Below are 21,890 nucleotides of genomic sequence, written 5' to 3'. Positions count from 1 at the left end.
ATGAGTTTTCACCTAAAAGTCGAGGATGTTTTTACCATCAGCGGGCGGGGCACCGTCGTCACCGGCACTGTCGAAGGCGGGCCTGTCTCAGTCGGCGACCGGGTATTGGTGCGCAAACGCGATGGCGAAGTAATCGAGACCATCGTCACAGGGATCGAAGCCTTCCGTCGCCTCAGTGAGCGCGCCGAGATTGGCCAGCAAGTGGGCCTAGTCCTGCGCGGCGTGGATCGCGACGGCCTGCAGGGTGCAATTGTGCTGGCCCCCGGTGCGAGGCCAGACGCAGAACCCTCCAAGCTAGCGCTTGAGGCACTTAGCTTTAGTGGCCCGCGGACGTCTGGGCGACCCGCTTTGATGTTGCCGCTTAGGCTTGAGACATCATTTGACGGCGACACGCTGCTGATCCGGGCCTTTCCTGACCAGATCCACGTGGACGCCCACGATCCTGCACTCAGCGAAAGCGAACACACCTTAGGCGTCGCGTGGCTGGACGCTCGGGCCGCGGGACGGCCTCGCACAGAAATCGATGCCAATTTGATCCACACGGTGGGTGCCCCCCGTGCGCGTCACATCATCGCCTTGGCCCTTCAAGGACAGCTTGATACCGCGAAAGCGCTGCCTCCCAAGCAAGCCCAAGCAACCTTACTGCCAAAGCGTCTCATTGCCGAAGCCAAGGTGGGGGGCCACACCTTCATTGCGGAAGGCTTGCCAATTCCAGACACTGTGCCTGTGGCACCCGCCCCAACAGAAACCAACGCACTGAGTGGTTCCCTGCGCTGGATCACCCAGTTTTCTGAGGCTGAGGATATCGGCCTTGGATTGCGTCTCAAGCTCGACAGCGCCGCTGTGGCTGCGGGTATTGATCGCTTGACGGTATTTGGTCTGTCGGATGGCGGTGATCGCAGCGACGCGTTTCTCGCACACCTTGAAATGCACGCCAGATCCTCCGGCACCGGAACGCTCACACCGTTTGAGCCAACCAAAGGCAACAACCGCAGTGCTCCGGGATGGGGCCTTGATGCTGCACCCACACAGAAAATCACCGAGGCCCTTGGCCTACGCGACCTTCCACTCACTCAAACCGGTGCCACACCCAGTGCCGAGGGCACCCAAGCTGATCTTGGTTCGGTCCTTTGGCATGCACTTGTCAGGCCTGCACTGACGCAAATCTGGAACATGCGCGACAGCGCGGACCTGTCCGAGGCGCGTGACTTTTTCCTCCGGCATATGCGGCCCCTAGGCGCCTTTCCAGCGTTGCGTGTGGGCCAGCAACCCTACCACATCGCACCGCTGTCACCGCCACCATCACAAGGCGCGCGGCGGGGGATTTGGCATGTGGCTGGAGCTGCCGCAGATGTCACACCCTCCCTTGCTGCGATGGCCCGTGACATGCACGAAAAGTCCAAGGCGCAAAAACCCGCCGAGCGCATGCTCGACACTCTGACGCGGCAACCGACCGGCCAAACCTGGCGGATCCGCCCAATGCTGGGCCTCAATACTGTGGCCTCCCTTTTGGCGGGCGCAAAGGACCAAACCAACACACCACAGCTGGCGCAGGATACTTTGGCCGAGCTTGGCAGCGTCGAACAATTGCTCAGGAATTTAGGCCTTGATGGGCGTGCGCTGTCAGACAGTCTCACCCTGCCCGGCTCGGATGCAGGGCGCGTTTGTAAGGCGCTGGTGCGCGATACGCTTGACCCGCGCGATCTGGATGACGGTGCGGTCGATGATCCAATGATCGAGGCTATTTTGAGGGGCCATGGCTGGCGCGACCGGCTTGATCAAATGGGCGCGCCGTCCGCCGCTTGGGATCCCCGTGCGGGCGTTCGCCGCCCAGAGGATATGCCCGAGGCCGAACCCCTGTTTCGGCTTTTGGCCGAGAACGCCATCGTGCGGCTGGTCTCGGATTTCATGCTGGCGGATCGCCGTGGCAACAGCGCGCTGCTGCGGGCCCTGAAACAGGCCGTAGAGAGTGAAACCACCCTAGCGCAGGACGCGTGGCAGGTCCGGACCCGCGCTGCCGCGGCGCTGGAAGACGAAATCGGCGATAGCGCCCCACAAAGTCAATCGGGCGACCCTGCCGCAAAGGAATTTGCGTTTGAGATTAGCCAGCTTCGGGACGCGCTGCTGCGCCTCAACAACACCTCTGCGCGCGCGGTTCATCATGCGCTCGCAGCCGCGCTGGATACTCTTGCCGTACGCGTTGACGCCGTGATTTCGGCCGCAGCCTCTCAGGACCTGACCCGTGCCCGACAAGGCGGTACGGACGGTCTCGACATCGGGGCTTGGGGCGTGCTGGAAAACATCCGCCCCCGCGAGACAGCGCCCGAGGCCACGTTCATCCCAGCACCCTCTGAACGCATCGCGCGGTTGCTTGCCTTGCTGGAACGGGCCCGCGCGGGTCTGGCGGCAAGCGGACTGGAGGGTGTGCTCAAAGCCTCCCTTACCGGCGCTGAACTGCGTGAGGGCCGCACCCTTGCACTTGCTTTGCGTGACGGTGAAGCGCCCGATCACGCCATATCGCGCGTCGTTGCACGATCCTTGACGCGCGCAGGGCATGGCCCGCTTGTCGAAAAACTGGTTGCCCAATTTCCGGCAAAAGGCGCCTCGCCATTGGCTATCGATGTCTTTGACGGTTTGGCCTTTCTGGACTGGACACCGCGCCGCAGCAGCCGGTTTGACAGTGCAGATCTGCCGCCCTTGCGTGCGCAGCAAGACCGGCTTGGCACAATGATTGACGCCATGGGCGACCTGATGCTGGCAGAAGCCGCAAGCGCCTTGTCAGACCGAAATGTCGACGCAGCCCAAGGGGCCTTGGCAACTCTGTCCGCAGGCGGGCTACCGCATCTGGCAGATCCTGCGGCAGTGACCCCTGCAAGCAAAGGCACTGGGCTGGATTTCAGTCTTGCCATGCTGGCCCCAAATGCAGCCCTGCGCGGGGCCCGCGATGATGCAGCCCGGCTTTATCCACGCCTTGCGCGGCTTGCCCATAGCGCGCTACCGCACCTTGCGGGTCGCATTACCACCGGCCCAACTGCGTCCACCTTTGATGCACTTGGCCTTTCAGCCCTTGGACTGACCCTGTTGAGCCGCCCCGGTGGCGACGGCGCTGCCCGCCTGCGCAAAATGCTTTCGGCGCGCCTAAAAATAGAGCCCAGTTTGATCACTTTCGACGCCGACGCAGAGGCAACGCTTTGGGCGGCAAGCCGTCTGGCCGAGGCCATCTTTGCCGCGCGTGGCCTGACGCCAGAGGACTTTCCGCCAGAGGCCAATGTCACCCCTTTGCCTGCAATCCTTACCCAAGATATCGCCACTGCCAGAGCCGCGCTCGAAGATCTTTTGACCCTACAACCTGCACCTGCCGTTGTGCCCGGTGGGCGGATCCTCGATATCGAACCCGGGGTGCTGGATCCGGTCATCCCAGATATCGACCTCGGGCCGGCCTTTGATCCGATTTTTGACCCCGGTTCTGTTGTCTTCACACCCGTTAGCCAGCTCACAGCGGCGCAAATCGCTGCACGCTACTTCGCACTCGACCTGATTGCAGCACCCGATCCCAGTTTACTGGAGGCTGGCCGAAGCGCGATCCAAGCCCGACTTGCGGCTGCTGATGCGGCATCTGATCAGGTGTCGGTCTTGAAGGCGCTCATAGATGGCATGCCAGCGCTTACCCCCCTGATGGCCGCAACCACAGATGCCTTCGCGGCTAGCACAGAAATCAAAAACGCCGGCCAAAGCGATCTTTCACTTTGGCTTGATGAGGTGCAATGCGTGCGCGGGCGGGCAGGCCCCATGGCCGATTGTCTGTTGGGCAGCGATGTCCCACTGCACGCCCTGCAATGGCCCGTAAACACGACAGATCCCGCCGATTGGATTGGTGGCCCACGCAACGAAACCGAGACCTATTTTGGACGCACAAGCTTGGTTGCCACTGGGGCAGACCCCAACCTGCGCCCGGGCGAAGTTTTTGCGGGGCTCCAGATCGACAGTTGGACCGAGGTCGTGCCCGATGCCACTTTGACCGCGGCTGTTGCTGCGCGAGCCGATGCACCGCCTGCGCGCGCACCGCAACTGGCTGTTCTGGCCGTACCGTCGGCCACAACACCACATCACACGCCATCATCCATTGCGCAGACACTGCATTTGGCCATGGATCTGGCTCAGGCGCGCAGTATGGCGCTGTCTTATCTGCCCTTTAGCTGGGCTCAGGATCCGACCCTTGAACACCTCCGCAGTTTGGTACCGTTTGGCGCAGCGCTTGCGTCGGAAACTCTGCTGACCCGAGCCACTTGCCCCCCGCAACCCGAAGGCTGATCTGATGTCACAAAACCTCCCCATCTGGTACCGCATCGAGCCGGACACACGTGCCACCGACCCTTCACTGAATGCAGATGTGCCTTTGGCCGATCCGTTCTGGATGCTGTCCCGACAATGGTGGGTCGGCGAGTGGACAGGCCATGACGGCGGCGCGCCCGTAAGCGCGCTGGTGTTCAATAAAGAAGACCCGTTGCGCTTGGGCAGCCTTACAGCCGATGAAACCGTGCCAAACGCGGCACTGGCCGAACCACTGCCAACACCCAGTGAACGCCGTGCAGGGGATTGGCGGCTGGCCCTTCGACTGGGGCGTGCTGCTTTAGGCGAAGTACGCAATCGCATCGCCGATCTCGAACGCTCTGCCACGGCATCTGGGGCCATCAGCAACAGCCTATCGCGGTTTTTGGAGCAGCTACAAGAGATCATCGGCACGCTTCCCAGCCGGTTTAAGCTTGATATCCCGCATCCCATGGGCGCGCGCATCCGCCGCGAAGAACGGATCGACGGCATAGCGTGGCTTGAGGCGGCGCGCGCTGGCGAGGACGGGCTATTGAGCGAAAGCGATTGGCTGCGCCTGAATTCCAAATGGGGCATCGGTGCCGCAACTGGAGGTACGCATCCCGAAACAGGTTTGCGCACTGCCAGCTTTGACACCCATGTGCAGGACGCAGTGCAAGCTGGGGACGTCTCGCGTGCGACGCTGCACTGGTCGGATTTTGAGCAGACCAAAGCAGGCCGCGAGGCGCGATCTTCTCGCGTGCGCCGCCACGATGTACTCACCACGCGCCTGTCCTTTGAAGGCGACTTGCCCGACCGTTGGTGGACGCTACAAAAGGACACGCTCGACGTTGTGGCCGCCCCTGCAGGGCCCTCGGATCTGGGTCAGCTGCTGGTCTCGGCAGCCTTTGCCGAACAGGGTGGCCGATGGCTCATCGTGCCTTTCGACGTTCCAGGCAATACGGTACTATCGGTGGCCCGGGTCCTTTTGCGCGATGGCTTTGGCAACACAACCGAAGCCCGCGACATCACCGAAGGCGGCAAAGCGCCGCTCAATATTGACGCAGAGGATGCAGAAACCACACTTGCATTGCTGAACGCCATCGACCCGATATTCTCGGACCCTATCGCAGATGTCACCCTGACCGCAGATCCCACCGACAACCTTCTTTGGGCCATCGAGGATTGGGTGCCCGACGACGCTGGCCGCGGCCGCACCAATCGCCCTGCCCGACCTGACCCACAGGTCACCGAAGCCTCCTATGCCCCACGACTGTCACCACCACCAAACTGGATCGCCTATGAACGCCATTCAGATGGGACCTTCCAGCGCGCTGTGTTGGATCCTGTCGGCGGACCTGCAGTGCCCAAAACCGCACTGGTGCCAGACAGGCTGGGCCATCCTGAAGGCGATGGTCCGCAAATGACCCCTGCCATGCTGGGCCCTGCTGGACGACGTACGCAAATGGTCTGGGCCATGGCACGCAGCGCCTCTGGACATCGGTTCCTTTGGCGGGTTCAACGCACGCGACCGTCCGAGGCCCGCGGTCCGTCAGGCCTCCTGCACGACCAGATTATACTGCCACAGGTCTAGCGGGCTTGCTGGGTAAAGTTCATGGGCGCACTCCGACCAAAAACCGATCATTTTGGTGGAATAGGAACGTCCAGTCTTGGATCCATTAGCCCACTTGATTTAAGTCTATGGGTAAAACAGAGGTTTCCGAAGGCCTCATAATCCGAATACGCCATAAGTGAAAATTGAGAAACAGCTCACCGAACTGGGTATTGAATTGCCCGGTTTTGGGCCCAAAATTACTATGGTTGATCCTATGGAAAAACGAAAACACACCACATTTTCCGGAGTGCTTTTTTATCTGTCAGGCCACAGGCAAGTTCAAAATGGGGAGGTCTTGCATCCCGGCCAGATCGGCACGGATTGGGCCGAACCACAAGGCTATACAGCGGCATGGTTGATGTGCATCAAACGGGCATCAACATGATAGCGGGCAAGAAACACCCTTTGGAGATTTGGACCGCGTCCAAGGGCTGATCCGCTGTGTGTTTTCATTGCGTGCAAAGCCGATTGCGATGATGTGCACTTGGTCTCCAGCGGCTGCGCCCATGTGCTTGTCGATGTGTTCGACGTTATCCAAAGTCGAAACCCCGTTACGAACCGCAAAGGATCAAACGAGACGCATGCCCCAACAGCGAGGCGTCAATCTAGCCAGACTTTTTAGGAGGACGCGTCTGAAACGACAGGCCACAAAGGCAGAATTCGGACAAGGGGGTAATGGCGGACAGACAGAGACTCCGATTCAGCACTGTTGTTTTCGTAAGTTATGTTTTAATACAACGCATTAACTGAATAACACGCGATGAAAACCCAGTCAAACTTGCTGTTTTGCTAAACATTCTGCTAAACAATTTGCTAACCATCCCTACCAACGGGCGTACAAATATGAAGCTGACGAAGCGCGGAAACACATTCAACATCGTGCGGCGCGTCCCAGTGAAATACCAAAACGTTGAAAGCCGCGAACAAGTTTGGCTTAACCTCCACACGGACAGCGAAACGGACGCAAAGCGTAAGGCTCCCGATGTCTGGGATCACCAGAAAGCAATATGGGAGGCGCGGCTTGCAGGCGAAAGCGATGATAAGCTGGCAAAGCTGGAAGCAGCACGTGAACTCGCGTCCGTACATGGTTTCAAGTTCATGTCTGCACCTAAAGTTGCCGCTTTGCCCGTTGACCAACTCCTAAAGCGGATGGAAGCCGTACAAGAAGACAGTAAGGGCAATCCACAACAACATGACGCCGCCGCATTACTCGGTGGTGTTGCACAACCAGAACTTACAATTTCTGAGGCACTTGAGATGTATTGGACCTTGGCCAAGGACAAGACATTCGGAAAATCAGACGACCAAATACGAAAGTGGCGGAACCCACGGATAAGAGCGGTCAAGAACCTAATCCATGTCATCGGTGACAAAGCTTTGCACGACATCGAACCAGATGACACGTTGGATTTCCGCGATTGGTTGGCAACCCGCATTCAAGCAGGTGAAATCAAGCCAAGCAGCGCCAACAAAGACCTTAATCACATGGGGGCGATCTTGAAGACGGTCAACACCATGAAGCGGCTTGGCCTGCACCTGCCTTTATCCGATCTGTCATTTAAGACAGAAGATACTGATACCCGCCTGCCCTTCAGCGACAAGTGGATTAAAGAACAGGTAATGGCCGACGGTGCCTTGGATGGGCTGAACGATGAAGCACGTTGCATTGTCTTGTTGATGATCAACACGGGTGCGCGGCCATCGGAATTGGCGGGCCTTCGATCACAGGACATACACCTGACCGCCAACATTCCTCACATCGCCATCACTCCGTATGAAGGTCATTCTCTGAAGAATGCTATAGCAAAACGTGACGTACCAGTTACGGGGGTATCCCTTGAAGCAATCCGACAGTTTCCAGATGGATTTCCAAGATACGCAGGATCATCGGCCAGCTTGTCGGGCATCGTTAACAAGTACTTTAGGGACAACGGCCTAAAGGAAACACCAGATCATACACTCTATGGCCTTCGTCATTCATTCGAAGACAGAATGTTGGCCGAACCCACGATGGATGAGCGAATCCGCCGCGACCTGATGGGCCACAGCCTTGGAAGACAACGCTATGGCCAAGGTGCTACACTGGCACACGCGGATCAGTTGCTTCAGGCGAAGGCCCTTTGACTTCGGGCCGCAATTGCACGTGCGCGAGATACAGCACTGGACTGGGCATCAAGTGCCGCAAGCTCCAACTCGATACGTTCGAAAATCGGTAGGTATATCGGATTGTCCACGGCTAACGATGCGACCTTTGTCAGAGCGGCGTTTAACCGTTGGAAGTCGGCGGTCGGTTGTGCAGTCTGATAATTCAGATGTTTGTGGTTATTGTTGCAAAATTCTTGCATCGGCTCAGAACCCAAAGATTGGGGGTTCGAGTTCCCTACCCTCGATCCAGATTACCGATGCACATCAACAGGTCTGACGGTTAAACCACCAGCAAAGCAATTCTCGCCCTTTACCTGTCCATGGTTCGGCTCTGGTCATGTGGACCTAAGCAAGAGGACAACGCTCAAGTAAACTAGGTGGTGTCCAAATTAAAAATTTTCAAGTGACAAACATTACTTTTGAACCAAGGTCGTCCATGAACGGTGCTAACAGAAACACAAGAAGACTATCATCGGCAACGAGGTTTCACTTCAAAGAAGCTGTCTCTGGATCATATGCCACGCCCTTGATCGACCCATCCCTGATCCGCTCCACTGCTTCGTCAATGGCAAACAGGGGCACCAAGAACCATTCCCGTGGTGTGACGGGGTGACCAAAGCGATCCATGATCTCAATATCCAGCCTTGCAGCCTCAAATATGCGGTGTAGCAAGTTCTCCAGCTTCACACGGTTGATGTTGTAAAGCTCATAGGTCGTGACGACCTCTACATCGGCCATCAGAAACGTTGGGTCTAGTTTGGCATTTGCGATCCGCTTCTGGACGCTACCACCCGTCACACCGATCTTATGCAGCAAGTCGCGGTTTTGGGCGACGATGGGTAGGTCTGACTTACTACGCAAGACATAGATGATGCCGCTGGCCTCATCGCCCTCTACTGTCATATCGGTGAACAGCGGGCCTGCGGTTGGGTCGCTGATTGTACGGCTGCTTTTGTCTTTGGACATCGCCCTGTGCAGGGATCGCATCAGCAAATTGCTTTCGGTGCCGTTATCGAACACCACACGCAGCCGTGCATCCCAATCGCCGTAGTCTTGTTTGAACGGCTTCCCGACTTCTGCCACGTAGGCTTTCTGACCTGACAAAATGTAGAAGCGGCCTGCTTCAATCTCTGCACTAGTCTCTGGTGGTCGTGTTGTTCTTAGCCCAGCATCCAGATCAGATTGGGCTTGTTTGAACAACGGCTTGAACTTGTCGAAGTCTTCACATCGATCACGGTTGGCGATTTCTTCGGCTGCCCTCTTTTCGGCGGCGGGCCTTACATGGCGCAGTTCGGTTATGTCAGAGGCTTCATCTTCTAGGTCTTTAAGGTCTGATGCCAAAGCATCAAGGTCAACTTCCTCATCATCCTGATCATCTGCGACCACAGCGCCTGCAAGCAGCCTTTGATGGTCGATTGGTCCCAGCAGTTCGGCATACTCAGCATGACCTGCCAAGCGCCCCAGACGGACAGCGTACAGGCGTTCGAAGATATCATGCTCAGCGCCATGGCGTGGCGGATGTCCTTCCTTTTCAACAAAGCGTTGGATGTCCTCAAACCCAGCAATGATCCGTTCTTCTAACGCTGACCGCTGTACAGGCTTCTGTGCGACATCAAACTCAGCAAGATCATCGGCGAGTGCGTCTAAGTCATCACTCATAGCGACCCTCCTTACGGAAACGCATGAACGCAGTGGCCCCTTCGGCCATAAGGCGTTCGTATGGGTCGGTCGCGGTGACCGACGGAGAACGGCCACTGTCCTTCTTGAATTGGCTTGCACGTTTCGCCCAAATAACCGCCTCATCAGGCGTTATAGGGTTTCTCTTTGCGGCGATGACCGTCTCAACCTGCTTCAGCCTATCGTGGTCCATGGACTTTGCGAGGATAGAATAGGCTTCACCAAACGGGTTGATCGAGTCAATTAGATCGATGTCCAGATCACGCACAGATACGAACTTTCGCACACCGTCGATCAGCGCAGTATTTGCTTTTGGCTCTCTGTCATCCCTGTCACCGCCAAAGACCTCAGTCTTGGCTTGCTGTGTTAAGTTCAAGGCTGCCACAGCGCGTTGGCGGACAGCTTCAACGTCGTTGTCTTCCAGTTCGGGGTACCGATCCTTGATGATCTTCCCCATGCGGATGACGCTGTTTTCTTCAGGGATCATTTCTTTATCAAACAGACCACGCTCGATCACAGGTTTGTCCTGAACAAACGCTGTGATGACTTCATTGATGTCTTCCTGACAAATGCGTTCAGCTTCCTGTGACTTGGGTTCCAGCAGTCCCTTGATCTCAACATGGAAGTGGCCGCTCTCTTCGTTAAAGCCGACGTTACATTTGTCAGGGTTGTAGCCACCTGTGCCGTAGTCGAACCCTTCGGCCTCAGTCACGGCTGTCACCTTGGGCGTGAAGTTGAAGCGCGGAACAAGAACCTGCTCCATCAGCAGACTGGCCGCGATGGCCTTTAAAGTATCGTTGATGGCCTCCGTGACTGCCCCCTCAGATGCGTCAGGTTCAGCAATGAGGTTTGTGAAACGGGCATGTGTCTTGCCTTCAGCGTCACGTGTTGCACGGCCAATGATCTGAACGATCTCTGTCAGGCTGGCACGGTAACCAACGGTCAAAGCGTGTTCACACCAAATCCAATCAAAACCTTCCTTGGCCATGCCCAACGCGATTATGATATCCACATGATCACGATTATTTTTTTGTGCGGGGTCTTTCAGAGCGGCTGAAACACGTTCACGTTTGACTGGATCATCCTCAACGAGATCAGCGATCTTCACGATCTGACCCGTTGGTGTTTTCACCAGATGAAAGCCCGTCACGGGATCGGTCTCCTGCCACTCCCCCAAGGCGTCTACGATGTGATCGACCTCTTTGTGCTTGTCCCCTGTGCTTTCACGGGCATTCACGTTGGGAATGTGGAGGATTGTTTTCTCAGCGGGGTTCAACACGCTCAGGATTTCATCAGCGTACGACCCCGTATAAAAGAAGTATCCGATATCCAACGTCTTGAGGTGTTCATAGCCGTTCAACTGCTCGTAGTAGGTATAAGTAACCGTGTCGAACTTCTTCTCATCCTCAGGGGCCATCACAGCCTCTGCGTCGCCTCTGAAGTAGCTTCCTGTCATTGCGACGACATTGACCTTATCACGGGCGATCAACCGCCCCAGATGCGCTCCCAGCTTGTTGTCGGGGTTAGCACTGACGTGGTGGAACTCATCGATGGCAATTAGCCTGTCATCAAAGATATCGATCCCAAATTTATCGATGGCAAATCGGAAAGTAGCGTGAGTACAGACCAATACTCGATCATCGCTTTCAAGGAACCGACCAACGGCTCCAACCTTGCCATCATCGCCGCCAGGCACATTGCATAGGTTCCACTGCGGCGGCACGGTCCAGTCATACTCAAACCCGAACTTGGACAGCGGCTCATCGTTGAAGCTGGACCCAATGGACTTCTCAGGCACCACGACGATGGCCTGCTTGAGACCCTGATTGTGCAGCTTGTCCAAGGCGATGAACATCAAAGCACGTGACTTCCCTGACGCAGGTGGCGACTTGATGAGTAGATACTGCTCACCACGCCGCTCATAAGCCCGCTCCTGCATAGCCCGCATACCCAACTCATTCGACTTGGTAGAGGACCCGTTTTGGGCGTAGCTGACGGTTACGGAGGGAATGGGTTTAGTCATCAATTACACCTTATATTCTTCTAAAATATTCTTCGCCCACGCTGGAGGCTGCGGCCATGAATATGATCGATGTTCTGACCATGAAGCGGATGAACTGATAGTCCCCAGCTTCTCCACCTGCTTGACCATCTCATCATGTGGATAGACATAACACTGATCGCCATGTCGAAACGCGATATGTATGTCTTTGCCTTCGTACTTCTGATCCAGCGTAAGGCGGCCCTTTAGTTGGACCTTCATGAACCGATCACCATCAATATGGCAGGCAATGAAATCCGCGCCCTGCCAGTCATCTGTGACACGCATGGAGTTGTAGCCGTACTGAGCCAAGCGGGCTGCAACTAGATGGAAATTGTAGTTCTCTTTTTGCCGTGAATTAAGCTTAGCATAGACGACGGGTACGAACGCGGTCATTCTTGCCCCTCTCTCACACCGAACTGTTCCTTCAAGTAGTCCACAGTCTCTGGGTGCCGTATCTTACAGACGACGTTCTGGTTGGAAAAAATGCCACTGAAGGTGCGGGCATCTGTGATTGCGACGGTGTTCTGCCAATCTATCCCGACCACATAGGCACAGTTGTCTGGATCATCCGCATTGTCGGTTAGATAAGCCTTTGGCACAGCCCCGATCAGAGGTGTCCCATCTGCCAGCACATGATCAGACGCTGCGACTTTTTCCGATGTGACAATTCCATATCCAAGATAACCGTTCTTCTTTTGGTAGTAGAAGACCTTATCCCCCACCGACAATTGGTCCAGACGCTTTGTGAAGAACTGTTTTCCACTCGCAGTGAAGAAGCCATGCTGACGCATATCTTCCCACGGACGATCTTCTTCAGCACCGCCAGTGACGTAGTAGTAGCCTGACCACGGGGCCTGAGCCTTCTTGACTGCGCGATCCTTGACCTCTTCTTGGTCAAGCAGGGCGTCAGTCGTTAACCATTCTCGTCCATCCGCATCAAAGACGTTGAAGAACGCCGCATTGATACCAACGTTATGTTCTTCGGAAAGGTACTCAATGATCCGTTTTGTCCCCTCATCGACTTCACTGGCAACGACGACCATCTGATGGGACGCATTCAGTGTTTGGGGGAGGCTGGTACCAAACTTGTCTCGGTAGGCTTTTGCCAGTGACAGATCGAGTGACAATGCCAAGGCATGAACATCGCCCGTGCTAAGCCGCCGTATCCATGACGCATAGTCCAAAACCTGAGCAACGATATCCCGTGGACTGCGGTCACGCTTCAGTTCAACGATGACAAGATTGCCATCCTCATCCATTGCCAACAAATCGATGAACTTGCCATGATCAGTTGTGATCTGTCTACCAATGACGATCCCATCAACACCGATCAAGGTCAGATCATCGGCCACCCATGCTTCGATCTTGGTCTCAAGGTCCAAAGGCTTACGCTTTGCTGGCGTCAGCGTGGCCCCGTTAATCTGAAATAGCCGCGTCATTGAGTCGGTGCCTCCGTATCGGTTTCATCAGAAAGCGAGAACGGTGAAGGCATCGCATCTCTTCGTGCACGGCGGTCTGCATCTCGCTTAGCAAACTGATCAAGGCGCATTTGCAGATACTCTTTCAAATCCCAACCTTCACCAAGGTCTGTTCGGCTTCGCGCTGACACACCATGGCGCTGTCGTAGATCATCGATGAGTAGTAGGGCCTCAAGACCTAGCTTTGCATACCCCTCCTGCCTTGGCTCAAAGAACTCTTCAAATTCAGGTGGAAAAGCGTTCTCTGCGGAGGCCGACACATATCGGTTCGTGCTTCTGGCTTTGTTTGGAAGGGCAAGGATGCGATGCATCAACGTTTCGTCTAGGCTACGCCAAGAGATGTCGTTAGGGTAGTCCAGAGGTTCGGGCGCAATGACCTGTGCCTCGCAATAGTCTTCCCCGCCTTCTGTCCGCCGCGCAGGTCTACCTTCTGCGTACCCATCATCACCTGCAACATCGCTGCATTTGTGGGCGTATTCATCAAGAATGCAGATCAGCCTGATGGCCGAATATGAACCGTCGCGCTTCCGCTCTGCCCTCACTGCCATCCCGTCACGAACGGCAACGATAAAACCGCCGATTATCACACCCGCAAGGCCGATCAGCGCGTTGCCATATTCAGATAACAATTCAAGCATCTGTCGGCACCTGCGTTGTCATCTTGGTGTACATCTCAAAGAGCTTCTCCAGCCGTTCGGTGTCATTCTTGAAGCGGCGGCCCATGTAGATGCGTTCGATCACCGTGTCATTCGCTTCATGTGCAGCACGGAGATTGTCGGGCATGGCGTCAGGCTTGTAGAGGTCGGCGATGGTGGCGGGGAAGTGCGCCTCACGGGCCAGTAAGATGTCCTCTGCACAACGGGTGAGGTCGGCCTTGTTCTTTTCGGTGAGCTTGGGGACGGGAAATGTGTTCCAGCCCAATGAGTTCGAATACCGATAATCGGTTTTCAACCGACCGCAAACAGAGGCAATCCAATGCACATGACATCTGGATGATAAGATAGCAAAATTCCAAAGTGCAGCGTCATACAGGGCAAAGTTTGGTGCATTCACAACAACATTTGTTTCATAGCTTACTGGCAACCATTCACGTCGCTCTGACGAAACCGTGGGGATCATTACGACCGTGTTCGATTTCAAACCTGTTGAATGTTCGAACTTATGTGGAGTTAGGGAAAGAACGTCGCGGGTATTGGCCTTGCTGCTTTGCAATCGCGATTCACGCACCAACGCGATCCTTCGGGAGATATCAGGTATTGCTAAAGCGGCATCAAGCTTACTGTCGTCAATTAGTAGGCAAAACCGATCAAATCCACGAATGAACTCTTGAGCGCCTGTAAGTCGCCGAACAAAGCCCTTTGCTTCAGGGTTGTTTGCCAGTAGCCCTCGAACTTCATCTGGGGATAATATAAGGTGGCCACCATCCGTCAGATGGTTGCCCCGTTGCATAGTGATAGAATGCGAAATCGGCTTTGCTGATCTTTCTATATATCGGACAGGGCCATCTACCAGATATGGATTAATCCCTTTCGCGACCCGAACATGATCATCATCGTAAATGACCTTGGTCTTAGAAGAGGGCTGACCAATGCCAACAATAACACAAATTACTCCAGCATTATGCGAGGCGTTATTGGCCCATTTGAATGATCGGTGCGCGAAAAATATCTCGGAATTTCCGCCAATTAATAAGGGCCACAAGGCAACTACTTGCTGACCTTGGCAAATTGAATTGGTCGTCACGAAGGCGTATGCAGTATCCACGCTGTCAGCGTACTGAGTTGCTTTCAGAAGCCAGCCCGCAACATAATCAAGCACTTTCCAATTGGAGGAAACAGGCTCGAAAAGGGCCTTCATATCTTCCTTTTGTTCCTTGTCTTGAGCGCGACTGCCCAGATAAGGAGGATTGCCACAGATATATGTCTCGCCACCTTCATTCTCGAAGTCGATCTCAGCTTGTTCCAACGGTGTTCCGAACAAGTCATCGGATTTGATTTTGACCTTCGCTCCTGTTGGCGGACACACCGACAACCAATCCAACCGCAGCGCGTTGCCACAAGTTATCCAGTTTTTTTGATCCAATGGGAGGAACTCAGCCAGCGCATCCTTCTGCCCACGATAGGTCACGTCACATTGGTATTCCGCGATGATCAGCGCCAGACGGGCGATCTCGGCGGAGAAATCCCGCAGTTCGATGCCACGGAAGTTCTGAATGCGGATGTCGGATCGGACGAACTCTTCACCGCGCCGTTTGTTGATCTCGAACTCGATCTCCCGCATCTGTTTATAGGCGATGACAAGGAAGTTGCCCGACCCACAGGCGGGGTCGAACACACGGATGTTTGACATCCGCTTCCGCAGGTTCAGCAGCTTGGCTTTGTTGTCACCAGCACGATCCAGATGATCCCGCAGGTCATCAAGGAACAGCGGGTTCAGTACCTTCAGGATGTTCGGCACAGAGGTGTAGTGCATCCCCAAGGCGCTGCGTTCATCCTCGTCCGCCACGGCTTGGATCATCGATCCAAAAATGTCGGGGTTGATCTTGGTCCAGTTCAGGTTGCCGATATGCGTCAAGTAGCGTTGCGCGATGCGGCTGAACCGAGGCACGTCGGTACGGCCAGAGAAGAGGCCACCATTCACATAGGGGAACACGTCTGCCCAACGGGGCAAGTTTGCCGCTGCACGGTCCTTGATGGGCGTGTCCATGGCACGGAAGAGTTCGCTGATCACCTCATGGGTATTGGACCCGTCCGCATTCGCCATTTGCTCGACGGTATCAGTGAACAGCCCTTCGCCATTCAGGATATCGGTATCTTCAGCGAAGAACAGGAAGATAAGACGTGCCATGAAGTGATTCATGTCGGCACTGCGTTCAGGTGTTCCCCATTCAGGGTTGTCGGCCCGCAGCGTGGTGTAGAGCTTGTTCAGACGCAGGGTAGCCCGTACGTCGAACTCAGACTCCGATAGCTGCTTGGTCTTGCTGAGACCCGCCAGTGGCCAGAAGAACACGAAGTGGTTGGGGAAGTCTTCGTAGGTGCAGGAGACAGTTTCACCTGTGGACAGGTCCTCAGCCTCAAACACCTCGCCATCTGTGGCCAACAGGAAACGCACCTTGTTGCGCTTTGTCTCCGTCGCCTTGCTGTCCCTTAGGGCTTTTAGGGTGTCTGGAACTTGGCCCACATCGCAAGTCTTGAGGTGGATGTGGTTGGCCTGAAGGACGCCGCCGATGTCGGATTTGTTAGACGCCCCGTTACGGAGCTTCTTGATGGTGGTGGCTTTGTTGCCAAAGGCTTCCAAGAAGTGGAATGGGAACTCTGTCGCATCAAAGGCTTGCTCGGCCAGATCGGTGATGGCCTGTTCGATCTCAACTGCGTTCATTAGGTTTGACCCAAGATACCACCGACCATTGCATCGTAACGCGATGGATCGAAGGCACTACCTGATGTTTCCAGCACCCGTGAGGTCTCAAGGCGCAGCACCTCAACGACAGCAGTGCGTACAGCCTCAGGCTTTGGGCGTGTTCCGATATTCTGGATCATCCGTTCAATATGTTCGACGACAATTCCTAGGCGGTCGAAGTCGGTCTGCGTCGGTGCTACCACGATGCGGCCCTCGAACATCGCAGAGATCGACAGACCATAAGCCGCCGCAATGTCCACCAGACGCTGGGCGTCCACTTTGGTTTCATTGTTTTCCCAACGCCAAAGGCTGGTTTTGGGAACCCCAAGCAGCTTTGCACCTTCACCAAGAGACAGGCCCTTGGATTCACGGGCGTCTTGCAGGATTTCGCCAAACGATTTTGCAGATGCATTTCTCATCCTTTTTGTATTCCACAATGCGGAACATGAGGAAAGTCAAACGATCATCATCGGGTAAAATCATTTGCGAATCGTTCCGTAAAATGGAATACGGGACGAATGACATTGACGCAATATCTTGAAGCCAACCAACTGACGCTGAATGACCTAGCAAAGCAGTGCGGTACCAGTGCAAGCACGATCCTACGGGTCAAAGAAGGGACCGTTGCCCCGTCAAAGCGGGTTGCACGTGCGCTGTGGGATGCCACAGGCGGTCTGGTCACCCCAAATGACCTCTATGGCCTGCACCACACCCAAGAACGCTGTGGCTGCTCCGATGACTGAGCAAGCCAACATAGCCATGAGCGGGGATAGCCAAAGTCCCGCCTATCGTCTCAACCGTCAACGCATCTTAATCAGATCAGGGACGACGGGATCGGATTTTTTACTTGGAGACCAGACTTGACGACCAACACCAATCAAACCAGCCCATCCACGATCCTCATCTCGCTAGTTGCCATCGTTGTCGGTGGGTATTTTGGCTATGCCACGGCCTTCCCATCTGACCGCAAAGAAGTGCGCTCGTGCATCTCTAGCATGTTGGAGTCTTCTCGTGGGCAGGTGGGTTACGGGGAACTGCGTTCCAAACTTCAGGCTCTTGACGCAGCGGAGAGTGTCGAAATCGTGGACGAACGTCGGCGTGACTTTGGGGGCAGCACATTGGTTACAATCGTATATCGCGTTGATGGCCGCACCAGCAGAATTACGTGTGGCCAATGATGAGCAGAGCTTTCCTGCTGACCATCCTCATATGTACGCTTTCGGCCTGCATGACCGACACGGGTGGTGTTTCACGCAACGCAGATGCGCCCAACGGCTACCTCCGCAACCTGATGCCCCATGCCCACGGCTTTCGGTATTCTATCGAGAGCGAACCTGTTCGGGCTGGGCTTGTGAGTGAACGTTATGAGGTCCGTGATGGCGATTGTGGTGGCACTGACTGTACCTCGAACGGGTATCGCAGTGAGGTGCGGTTGTCCCCTCAACGAACGCAGGCACGTATCGGTGAAGACATCTGGTACGGCTGGTCATTCTATAATCAGAACATCGCTTCCTATCCCCAAGAGATCGCCTTTGGAACCATTCTGGGGCAGTGGAAGATGGGCGGGCCAGCAGCCCCCTCGATCATGTTTGTTCAGGTCGGACGGGGTGAAGCGTATCGGAACGGCAACCGCAGTCATGATGTCGTGGTTCAACTGAGTGACGCCAATGAAGGGCTTGGATGGGGTCGCGCACGGAACCATGGCATTGTGTGTCGTCTGTTCAGTATCGACCAAGCACGGGGGCGTTGGACCGATATCGTGATGAACACCAACTTCAGCACTGGCAATGATGGGTATCTGAGGATTTGGGTCAACGGCCAACAGCGGTGCGACTATCGCGGCCCGATCAGCTTTGAGACAAGCACCGCGCTTTACCCAGGTCCCAATCATCGGAGGGGCATCTACGTCGGACACACGGATCGGTGGGATGCTGTTCGACCCAATACATCTCGCCCCACTTTGATCACCTTCTATGATGAGTTCCGTATTGGACGTGAACGGGCTGAGGTGGATATCAGAATGATCGAACAGGCGGGATTGCAGCCCGTTGACTGAGCCTTTCAACCCCGTGTCATCTTCAGAACGTCAAGCCATCTACGAACGCCTGCTGCAACGCAATGCGATCCGACGGGAGCTTGGCATTCGTCCCATCAACATCACCTTGATGTATCATCGCAAGGTCTGGCAACTCAGAGTTCGTGACGAAAAGGAAACGCAATGCACGAAGAGCTTGTGGTGATCCAACCGATGCTGGACGAACAGAGGACAAGCAACCGATTTAATCATGAGAAATGATTTATGACGTCGCGGCCCTCAACACTGACCACTTGGATCAGTCTGAATAGGCGCTAGGCTTCCTCGACTTCTGGCAAGCCGTTCCACCAATGTTCAACCGCCTCATCCAACAAAGCACCCAACGGGATACGAGACGCCTCTTTGACCTCCCTGAGGCGCTCGTAGGTCACCTTCCTTACCGCCCGAATAGTCACCTGTTTGCGATCTGACATGAGTTGATCCTCCTTTAGGTATTTATGCTTTTAAGGCTAAATGCACTGCACCCAGTGTAAAAGTTCTGTCCTCATATCAGCGCCTTAACCAACGTTTTTCAGAAATAGGTAAAGCCTCGAAATTTTTGCCACTAAATACTTCGACGCAGATGCATTGCGATTGCATTGCCTGACAGAGGAATGACGTGTTGATCGGTTCGCATCCGTACCAACGGGTAAATGTCGTTTGGGTAGTGGCAACTCTAGTGGTGGTCATTTTGGATGGTAGTTGTCGCGATAAAAGTGACGACGAGCAAGGCCAAACGCCTGATAGAGGATGATCTAATAGTTAAGGTTTTACACATGGTGCGGTTATGAGTTCGACGACGATCAGGGAGAAGATTTCTTTACGTCAGATCATTCTATATCAACGAGCCAGTACTGAACCCCAAGCGGATAATAGTTACCTAGATCAGCTTGAAACCATCAAGTCGATCTATCCTGAGTTTAGCATTCCTCAGTCCACGATTGTCGAAATCTCAGAAGTCATGTCTGGTCTGGCAGATGCCGAAATTCGTATGGTAACAGGCTTGGGAAAAGCACTTGAACAACTCGAACTTCATCCTGATGCCATTTTGCTGGTATCGAATGCTAACCGCTTAGCTCGTCGGGCTGATGTGTTCGAACTGATCCAGTTAACGGGCTTGGGACACCGCATTTATGACGCTACAACTGGCCTATGTCTGAACGACGTAATCAAGCTTGGCTCACACATCGCTATCGAGAAGCAGATCAAAGCGCAGTTAGCCAAGGTTGCAAAAGCAATAGCCAGACTCATGCGAGATGGAGGCAGCATGGGGTACGATGGTATCGCACACCATTCGGCTGAGGGATCAGAAAAGAAAAAACGGTTAGCTCAGGAACGAAAGGCTCAAGTTTTTTCGGTCATATCACAGTTAACAATCCAAGCCCGTGGCAAGACGCCCACTCACAAGGAGATTTGTTCTGAACTGAGTTATCACGGCGTTCACACAGGTCAAAGGCGACCTTTCACGCCCAATCGGCTTGCACATCTTAAAAAGAGTGACTGCGAAGGCTGGGACTACGCCTTTGACAGCTACCATCGCCCACGACGCAACATCAGAGCGTCTGTGACCGCAGCACAAACAAATCACGTGAAGCGGCGCAATCATAAAAGGCATCTAAGGCTGTTTCTGAGTGTAATGACACACAGGCCGACATTGCTAGTCCGAGCTAACCCAAGAGCATACTGTCGCCAAACGTCTCTGCACCATCGCCCCAGAAAGACGTACAGCATGACAGGCTGCCACGATGGATGTCGAGGGCCACCTGATACCTCTTGCACTGCTTGTGCCTTACAGAGGCAATCCTAGATGCCAGTGTGCTGAGCGAAGGTAAATACATGTGCATTGCAATGGAGGACGACGATATGGACGCTTTGAACAAGTGCGGCATAGATCAGCAAGATAACATCGAACAGGGCCTTGCATTCCTCGAACGTGTTGGTGACGATGACCTGCTCAAGTTTCTGCGAAGGCTTCCGATGGTGGGGAGTAATGCCGAAGGTCCCCTTACGCTGAAGGATTTCATCTATGAGATGAGGCTGTGGCCCTTTGTAAAGGAAGCGTGGTCTGAGGTAGAAGGCAGTGCAGGCGTTGCGGGTCGCATTATCCAGATCAATCGGGTCTACAAGCTGGCAGCAGAACGAATGCATCAACTAACAGGAGAGCGGCGACGAACAGAGCGGATGATAGATGTTCCAGCTTTTCTGCAAGCATATACGTCAGACGCACCCACACCAGTCAGGAGCGTCCGTAAAGGTATGGTGTAGCGGTCACCACACATCCCCACGGAAACTTGTCCGTATAGGTTGATCCCCGCCTACGGACGCCAATATAAACGGACATGAATCATACGTACACACGGGGGATGTTTTGAAAACCATTTTTTATGCACGTGTTTCAACACGAGATCAGACACTAGATCACCAAGTCACACAGGCCGAAGCAGCAGGCTTCAAGATTGATGAAGTCGTTGCCGATCATGGGGTGTCTGGCGTGAAACATCGACTTCAGGAACGCCCAGAAGGGCATAGGCTATATGACAAGCTGCGATCTGGAGACACACTGGTGGTGCGGTGGTTGGATCGACTGGGGCGCAACTACGATGATGTCACGGACTCTGTTCGACATTTCATTCGACAGGGCGTCATCATTAGGACCGTTATCAACGACATGACCTTCGACGGATCGACTACGGACCCCGTTCAGCAAGCCGTGCGTGATGCCATGATCGCATTCTTGGCGGCGACCGCCCAAGCACAAGCAGAGGCCAATAAGATTGCACAGCGGGCTGGTATCGATCTTGCCAAAGCGAAGGGTGATCGGTTCCGTGGGCGTAAACCATCTTATGATCGTGCTACGTTCGAGTTGGCGCTGAGTCTGCTGGGTCTTGGCAACGGCCCCAGTACGGTATCCAAGCAAACAGGTTTGTCACGCCAAACGCTGATCCGCATTCGTGATGAACCTGCTGCTGCGACTGCGGCGATGGAACGGTGGGGACTGTAAATCTCGATGTATCATTGCGGATTGGACATTGCGCAACAATTTCACAAACCACATTGCAGACTGGATGCTGGCATTAACACTTGCATGTAACAATCGAGCCTTCTGGAAATTTGATTCAGCAAATGCCCACTACATCATTGGCATCCGAC

Annotated in this window: 18 protein-coding genes; 10 read left to right on the top strand and 8 right to left on the bottom strand. The window is 54.6% G+C overall.

Annotation, left to right across the window (positions count from 1 at the left end):
- The 4 genes from ACIRQ6_RS07425 to ACIRQ6_RS07410 all read left to right on the top strand — a co-directional run bounded on the left by ACIRQ6_RS07425 (position 1) and on the right by ACIRQ6_RS07410 (position 8,047).
- Positions 1-4,311 carry an EF-Tu/IF-2/RF-3 family GTPase gene (locus tag ACIRQ6_RS07425; protein ID WP_420863492.1) on the top strand — a complete coding sequence of 1,437 codons (4,311 nt, stop codon included), beginning with the start codon at positions 1-3 and terminating at the stop codon, positions 4,309-4,311.
- 4 nt (positions 4,312-4,315) lie between these two features.
- Complete coding sequence (locus ACIRQ6_RS07420; protein WP_420863491.1) at positions 4,316-5,902, top strand: hypothetical protein; 1,587 nt, start codon at positions 4,316-4,318, stop codon at positions 5,900-5,902.
- Between the two features lie 157 nt (positions 5,903-6,059).
- Entirely contained in the window at positions 6,060-6,308 is a 249-nt protein-coding gene (locus tag ACIRQ6_RS07415) for a hypothetical protein (RefSeq protein WP_420863490.1), read from the top strand.
- A 458-nt stretch (positions 6,309-6,766) separates the two neighbouring features.
- On the top strand, positions 6,767-8,047 hold the full coding sequence (locus tag ACIRQ6_RS07410) for a DUF6538 domain-containing protein (RefSeq protein ID WP_420863489.1): 1,281 nt from the start codon (positions 6,767-6,769) through the stop codon (positions 8,045-8,047).
- 507 nt (positions 8,048-8,554) lie between these two features.
- On the opposite strand, the gene ACIRQ6_RS07405 is transcribed toward ACIRQ6_RS07410, so the two are convergent.
- From ACIRQ6_RS07405 to ACIRQ6_RS07375, 7 genes are read right to left on the bottom strand one after another with little or no spacing between them, the layout of a single operon-like run.
- On the bottom strand, positions 8,555-9,727 hold the full coding sequence (locus ACIRQ6_RS07405) for a GIY-YIG nuclease family protein (RefSeq protein WP_420863488.1): 1,173 nt from the start codon (positions 9,725-9,727) through the stop codon (positions 8,555-8,557).
- A complete protein-coding gene (locus tag ACIRQ6_RS07400; protein ID WP_420863487.1) occupies positions 9,720-11,768 on the bottom strand; it encodes a DEAD/DEAH box helicase in 2,049 nt (682 codons plus the stop codon). The genes ACIRQ6_RS07405 and ACIRQ6_RS07400 overlap by 8 nt, the downstream gene beginning before the upstream one ends.
- 3 nt (positions 11,769-11,771) lie before the next feature.
- Positions 11,772-12,182 (bottom strand): hypothetical protein, encoded by a 411-nt coding sequence (locus tag ACIRQ6_RS07395; RefSeq protein WP_420863486.1) that lies wholly within the window; start codon positions 12,180-12,182, stop codon positions 11,772-11,774.
- Positions 12,179-13,228 (bottom strand): endonuclease NucS domain-containing protein, encoded by a 1,050-nt coding sequence (locus ACIRQ6_RS07390; protein WP_420863485.1) that lies wholly within the window; start codon positions 13,226-13,228, stop codon positions 12,179-12,181. Before ACIRQ6_RS07390 ends, ACIRQ6_RS07395 begins: the two co-directional genes overlap by 4 nt.
- Positions 13,225-13,905, bottom strand: a complete 681-nt coding sequence (locus ACIRQ6_RS07385) for a hypothetical protein (protein WP_420863484.1) — start codon at positions 13,903-13,905, stop codon at positions 13,225-13,227. The genes ACIRQ6_RS07390 and ACIRQ6_RS07385 overlap by 4 nt, the downstream gene beginning before the upstream one ends.
- Complete coding sequence (locus ACIRQ6_RS07380; RefSeq protein WP_420863483.1) at positions 13,898-16,645, bottom strand: class I SAM-dependent DNA methyltransferase; 2,748 nt, start codon at positions 16,643-16,645, stop codon at positions 13,898-13,900. Before ACIRQ6_RS07380 ends, ACIRQ6_RS07385 begins: the two co-directional genes overlap by 8 nt.
- Positions 16,645-17,085 carry a helix-turn-helix domain-containing protein gene (locus tag ACIRQ6_RS07375; RefSeq protein WP_420863482.1) on the bottom strand — a complete coding sequence of 147 codons (441 nt, stop codon included), beginning with the start codon at positions 17,083-17,085 and terminating at the stop codon, positions 16,645-16,647. Before ACIRQ6_RS07375 ends, ACIRQ6_RS07380 begins: the two co-directional genes overlap by 1 nt.
- A gap of 99 nt (positions 17,086-17,184) precedes the next feature.
- On the opposite strand from ACIRQ6_RS07375, the gene ACIRQ6_RS07370 reads away from it, so the two are divergent.
- The 3 genes from ACIRQ6_RS07370 (at position 17,185) to ACIRQ6_RS07360 (ending at position 18,722) form a co-directional block, all read left to right on the top strand.
- Positions 17,185-17,409 carry a helix-turn-helix domain-containing protein gene (locus tag ACIRQ6_RS07370; protein WP_420863481.1) on the top strand — a complete coding sequence of 75 codons (225 nt, stop codon included), beginning with the start codon at positions 17,185-17,187 and terminating at the stop codon, positions 17,407-17,409.
- 117 nt (positions 17,410-17,526) lie between these two features.
- Positions 17,527-17,844 carry a hypothetical protein gene (locus tag ACIRQ6_RS07365; RefSeq protein ID WP_420863480.1) on the top strand — a complete coding sequence of 106 codons (318 nt, stop codon included), beginning with the start codon at positions 17,527-17,529 and terminating at the stop codon, positions 17,842-17,844.
- A complete protein-coding gene (locus ACIRQ6_RS07360; protein WP_420863479.1) occupies positions 17,841-18,722 on the top strand; it encodes a heparin lyase I family protein in 882 nt (293 codons plus the stop codon). The genes ACIRQ6_RS07365 and ACIRQ6_RS07360 overlap by 4 nt, the downstream gene beginning before the upstream one ends.
- 293 nt (positions 18,723-19,015) lie before the next feature.
- On the opposite strand, the gene ACIRQ6_RS07355 is transcribed toward ACIRQ6_RS07360, so the two are convergent.
- Entirely contained in the window at positions 19,016-19,174 is a 159-nt protein-coding gene (locus tag ACIRQ6_RS07355; RefSeq protein ID WP_420863478.1) for a hypothetical protein, read from the bottom strand.
- Positions 19,175-19,527: 353 nt separating this feature from the next.
- Between ACIRQ6_RS07355 and ACIRQ6_RS07350 the strand changes: the two genes are divergently transcribed.
- From ACIRQ6_RS07350 to ACIRQ6_RS07340, 3 genes are all read left to right on the top strand, one after another.
- Positions 19,528-20,547 carry a hypothetical protein gene (locus ACIRQ6_RS07350; RefSeq protein ID WP_420863477.1) on the top strand — a complete coding sequence of 340 codons (1,020 nt, stop codon included), beginning with the start codon at positions 19,528-19,530 and terminating at the stop codon, positions 20,545-20,547.
- A 56-nt stretch (positions 20,548-20,603) separates the two neighbouring features.
- A complete protein-coding gene (locus ACIRQ6_RS07345; RefSeq protein ID WP_420863476.1) occupies positions 20,604-21,005 on the top strand; it encodes a hypothetical protein in 402 nt (133 codons plus the stop codon).
- A 103-nt stretch (positions 21,006-21,108) separates the two neighbouring features.
- A complete protein-coding gene (locus tag ACIRQ6_RS07340; RefSeq protein WP_420863475.1) occupies positions 21,109-21,741 on the top strand; it encodes a recombinase family protein in 633 nt (210 codons plus the stop codon).
- Positions 21,742-21,890: the final 149 nt, after the last annotated feature.

The organism is Algirhabdus cladophorae (genome assembly GCF_044772865.1).
GTDB lineage: Bacteria > Pseudomonadota > Alphaproteobacteria > Rhodobacterales > Rhodobacteraceae > Algirhabdus > Algirhabdus cladophorae.
This window is presented reverse-complemented; position numbering and strand designations above follow the sequence as displayed.

Excerpts from the sequence above, each read along its gene's own strand:
- ACIRQ6_RS07425 (WP_420863492.1), top strand. The coding sequence starts at position 1 with ATGAGTTTTCACCTAAAAGTCGAGGATGTTTTTACCATCAGCGGGCGG.
- ACIRQ6_RS07420 (WP_420863491.1), top strand. The coding sequence starts at position 4,316 with ATGTCACAAAACCTCCCCATCTGGTACCGCATCGAGCCGGACACACGT.
- ACIRQ6_RS07410 (WP_420863489.1), top strand. The coding sequence starts at position 6,767 with ATGAAGCTGACGAAGCGCGGAAACACATTCAACATCGTGCGGCGCGTC.
- ACIRQ6_RS07405 (WP_420863488.1), bottom strand. The coding sequence starts at position 9,727 with ATGAGTGATGACTTAGACGCACTCGCCGATGATCTTGCTGAGTTTGAT.
- ACIRQ6_RS07400 (WP_420863487.1), bottom strand. The coding sequence starts at position 11,768 with ATGACTAAACCCATTCCCTCCGTAACCGTCAGCTACGCCCAAAACGGG.
- ACIRQ6_RS07395 (WP_420863486.1), bottom strand. The coding sequence starts at position 12,182 with ATGACCGCGTTCGTACCCGTCGTCTATGCTAAGCTTAATTCACGGCAA.
- ACIRQ6_RS07390 (WP_420863485.1), bottom strand. The coding sequence starts at position 13,228 with ATGACGCGGCTATTTCAGATTAACGGGGCCACGCTGACGCCAGCAAAG.
- ACIRQ6_RS07385 (WP_420863484.1), bottom strand. The coding sequence starts at position 13,905 with ATGCTTGAATTGTTATCTGAATATGGCAACGCGCTGATCGGCCTTGCG.
- ACIRQ6_RS07380 (WP_420863483.1), bottom strand. The coding sequence starts at position 16,645 with ATGAACGCAGTTGAGATCGAACAGGCCATCACCGATCTGGCCGAGCAA.
- ACIRQ6_RS07375 (WP_420863482.1), bottom strand. The coding sequence starts at position 17,085 with ATGAGAAATGCATCTGCAAAATCGTTTGGCGAAATCCTGCAAGACGCC.
- ACIRQ6_RS07370 (WP_420863481.1), top strand. The coding sequence starts at position 17,185 with ATGACATTGACGCAATATCTTGAAGCCAACCAACTGACGCTGAATGAC.
- ACIRQ6_RS07360 (WP_420863479.1), top strand. The coding sequence starts at position 17,841 with ATGATGAGCAGAGCTTTCCTGCTGACCATCCTCATATGTACGCTTTCG.
- ACIRQ6_RS07355 (WP_420863478.1), bottom strand. The coding sequence starts at position 19,174 with ATGTCAGATCGCAAACAGGTGACTATTCGGGCGGTAAGGAAGGTGACC.
- ACIRQ6_RS07350 (WP_420863477.1), top strand. The coding sequence starts at position 19,528 with ATGAGTTCGACGACGATCAGGGAGAAGATTTCTTTACGTCAGATCATT.
- ACIRQ6_RS07345 (WP_420863476.1), top strand. The coding sequence starts at position 20,604 with ATGGACGCTTTGAACAAGTGCGGCATAGATCAGCAAGATAACATCGAA.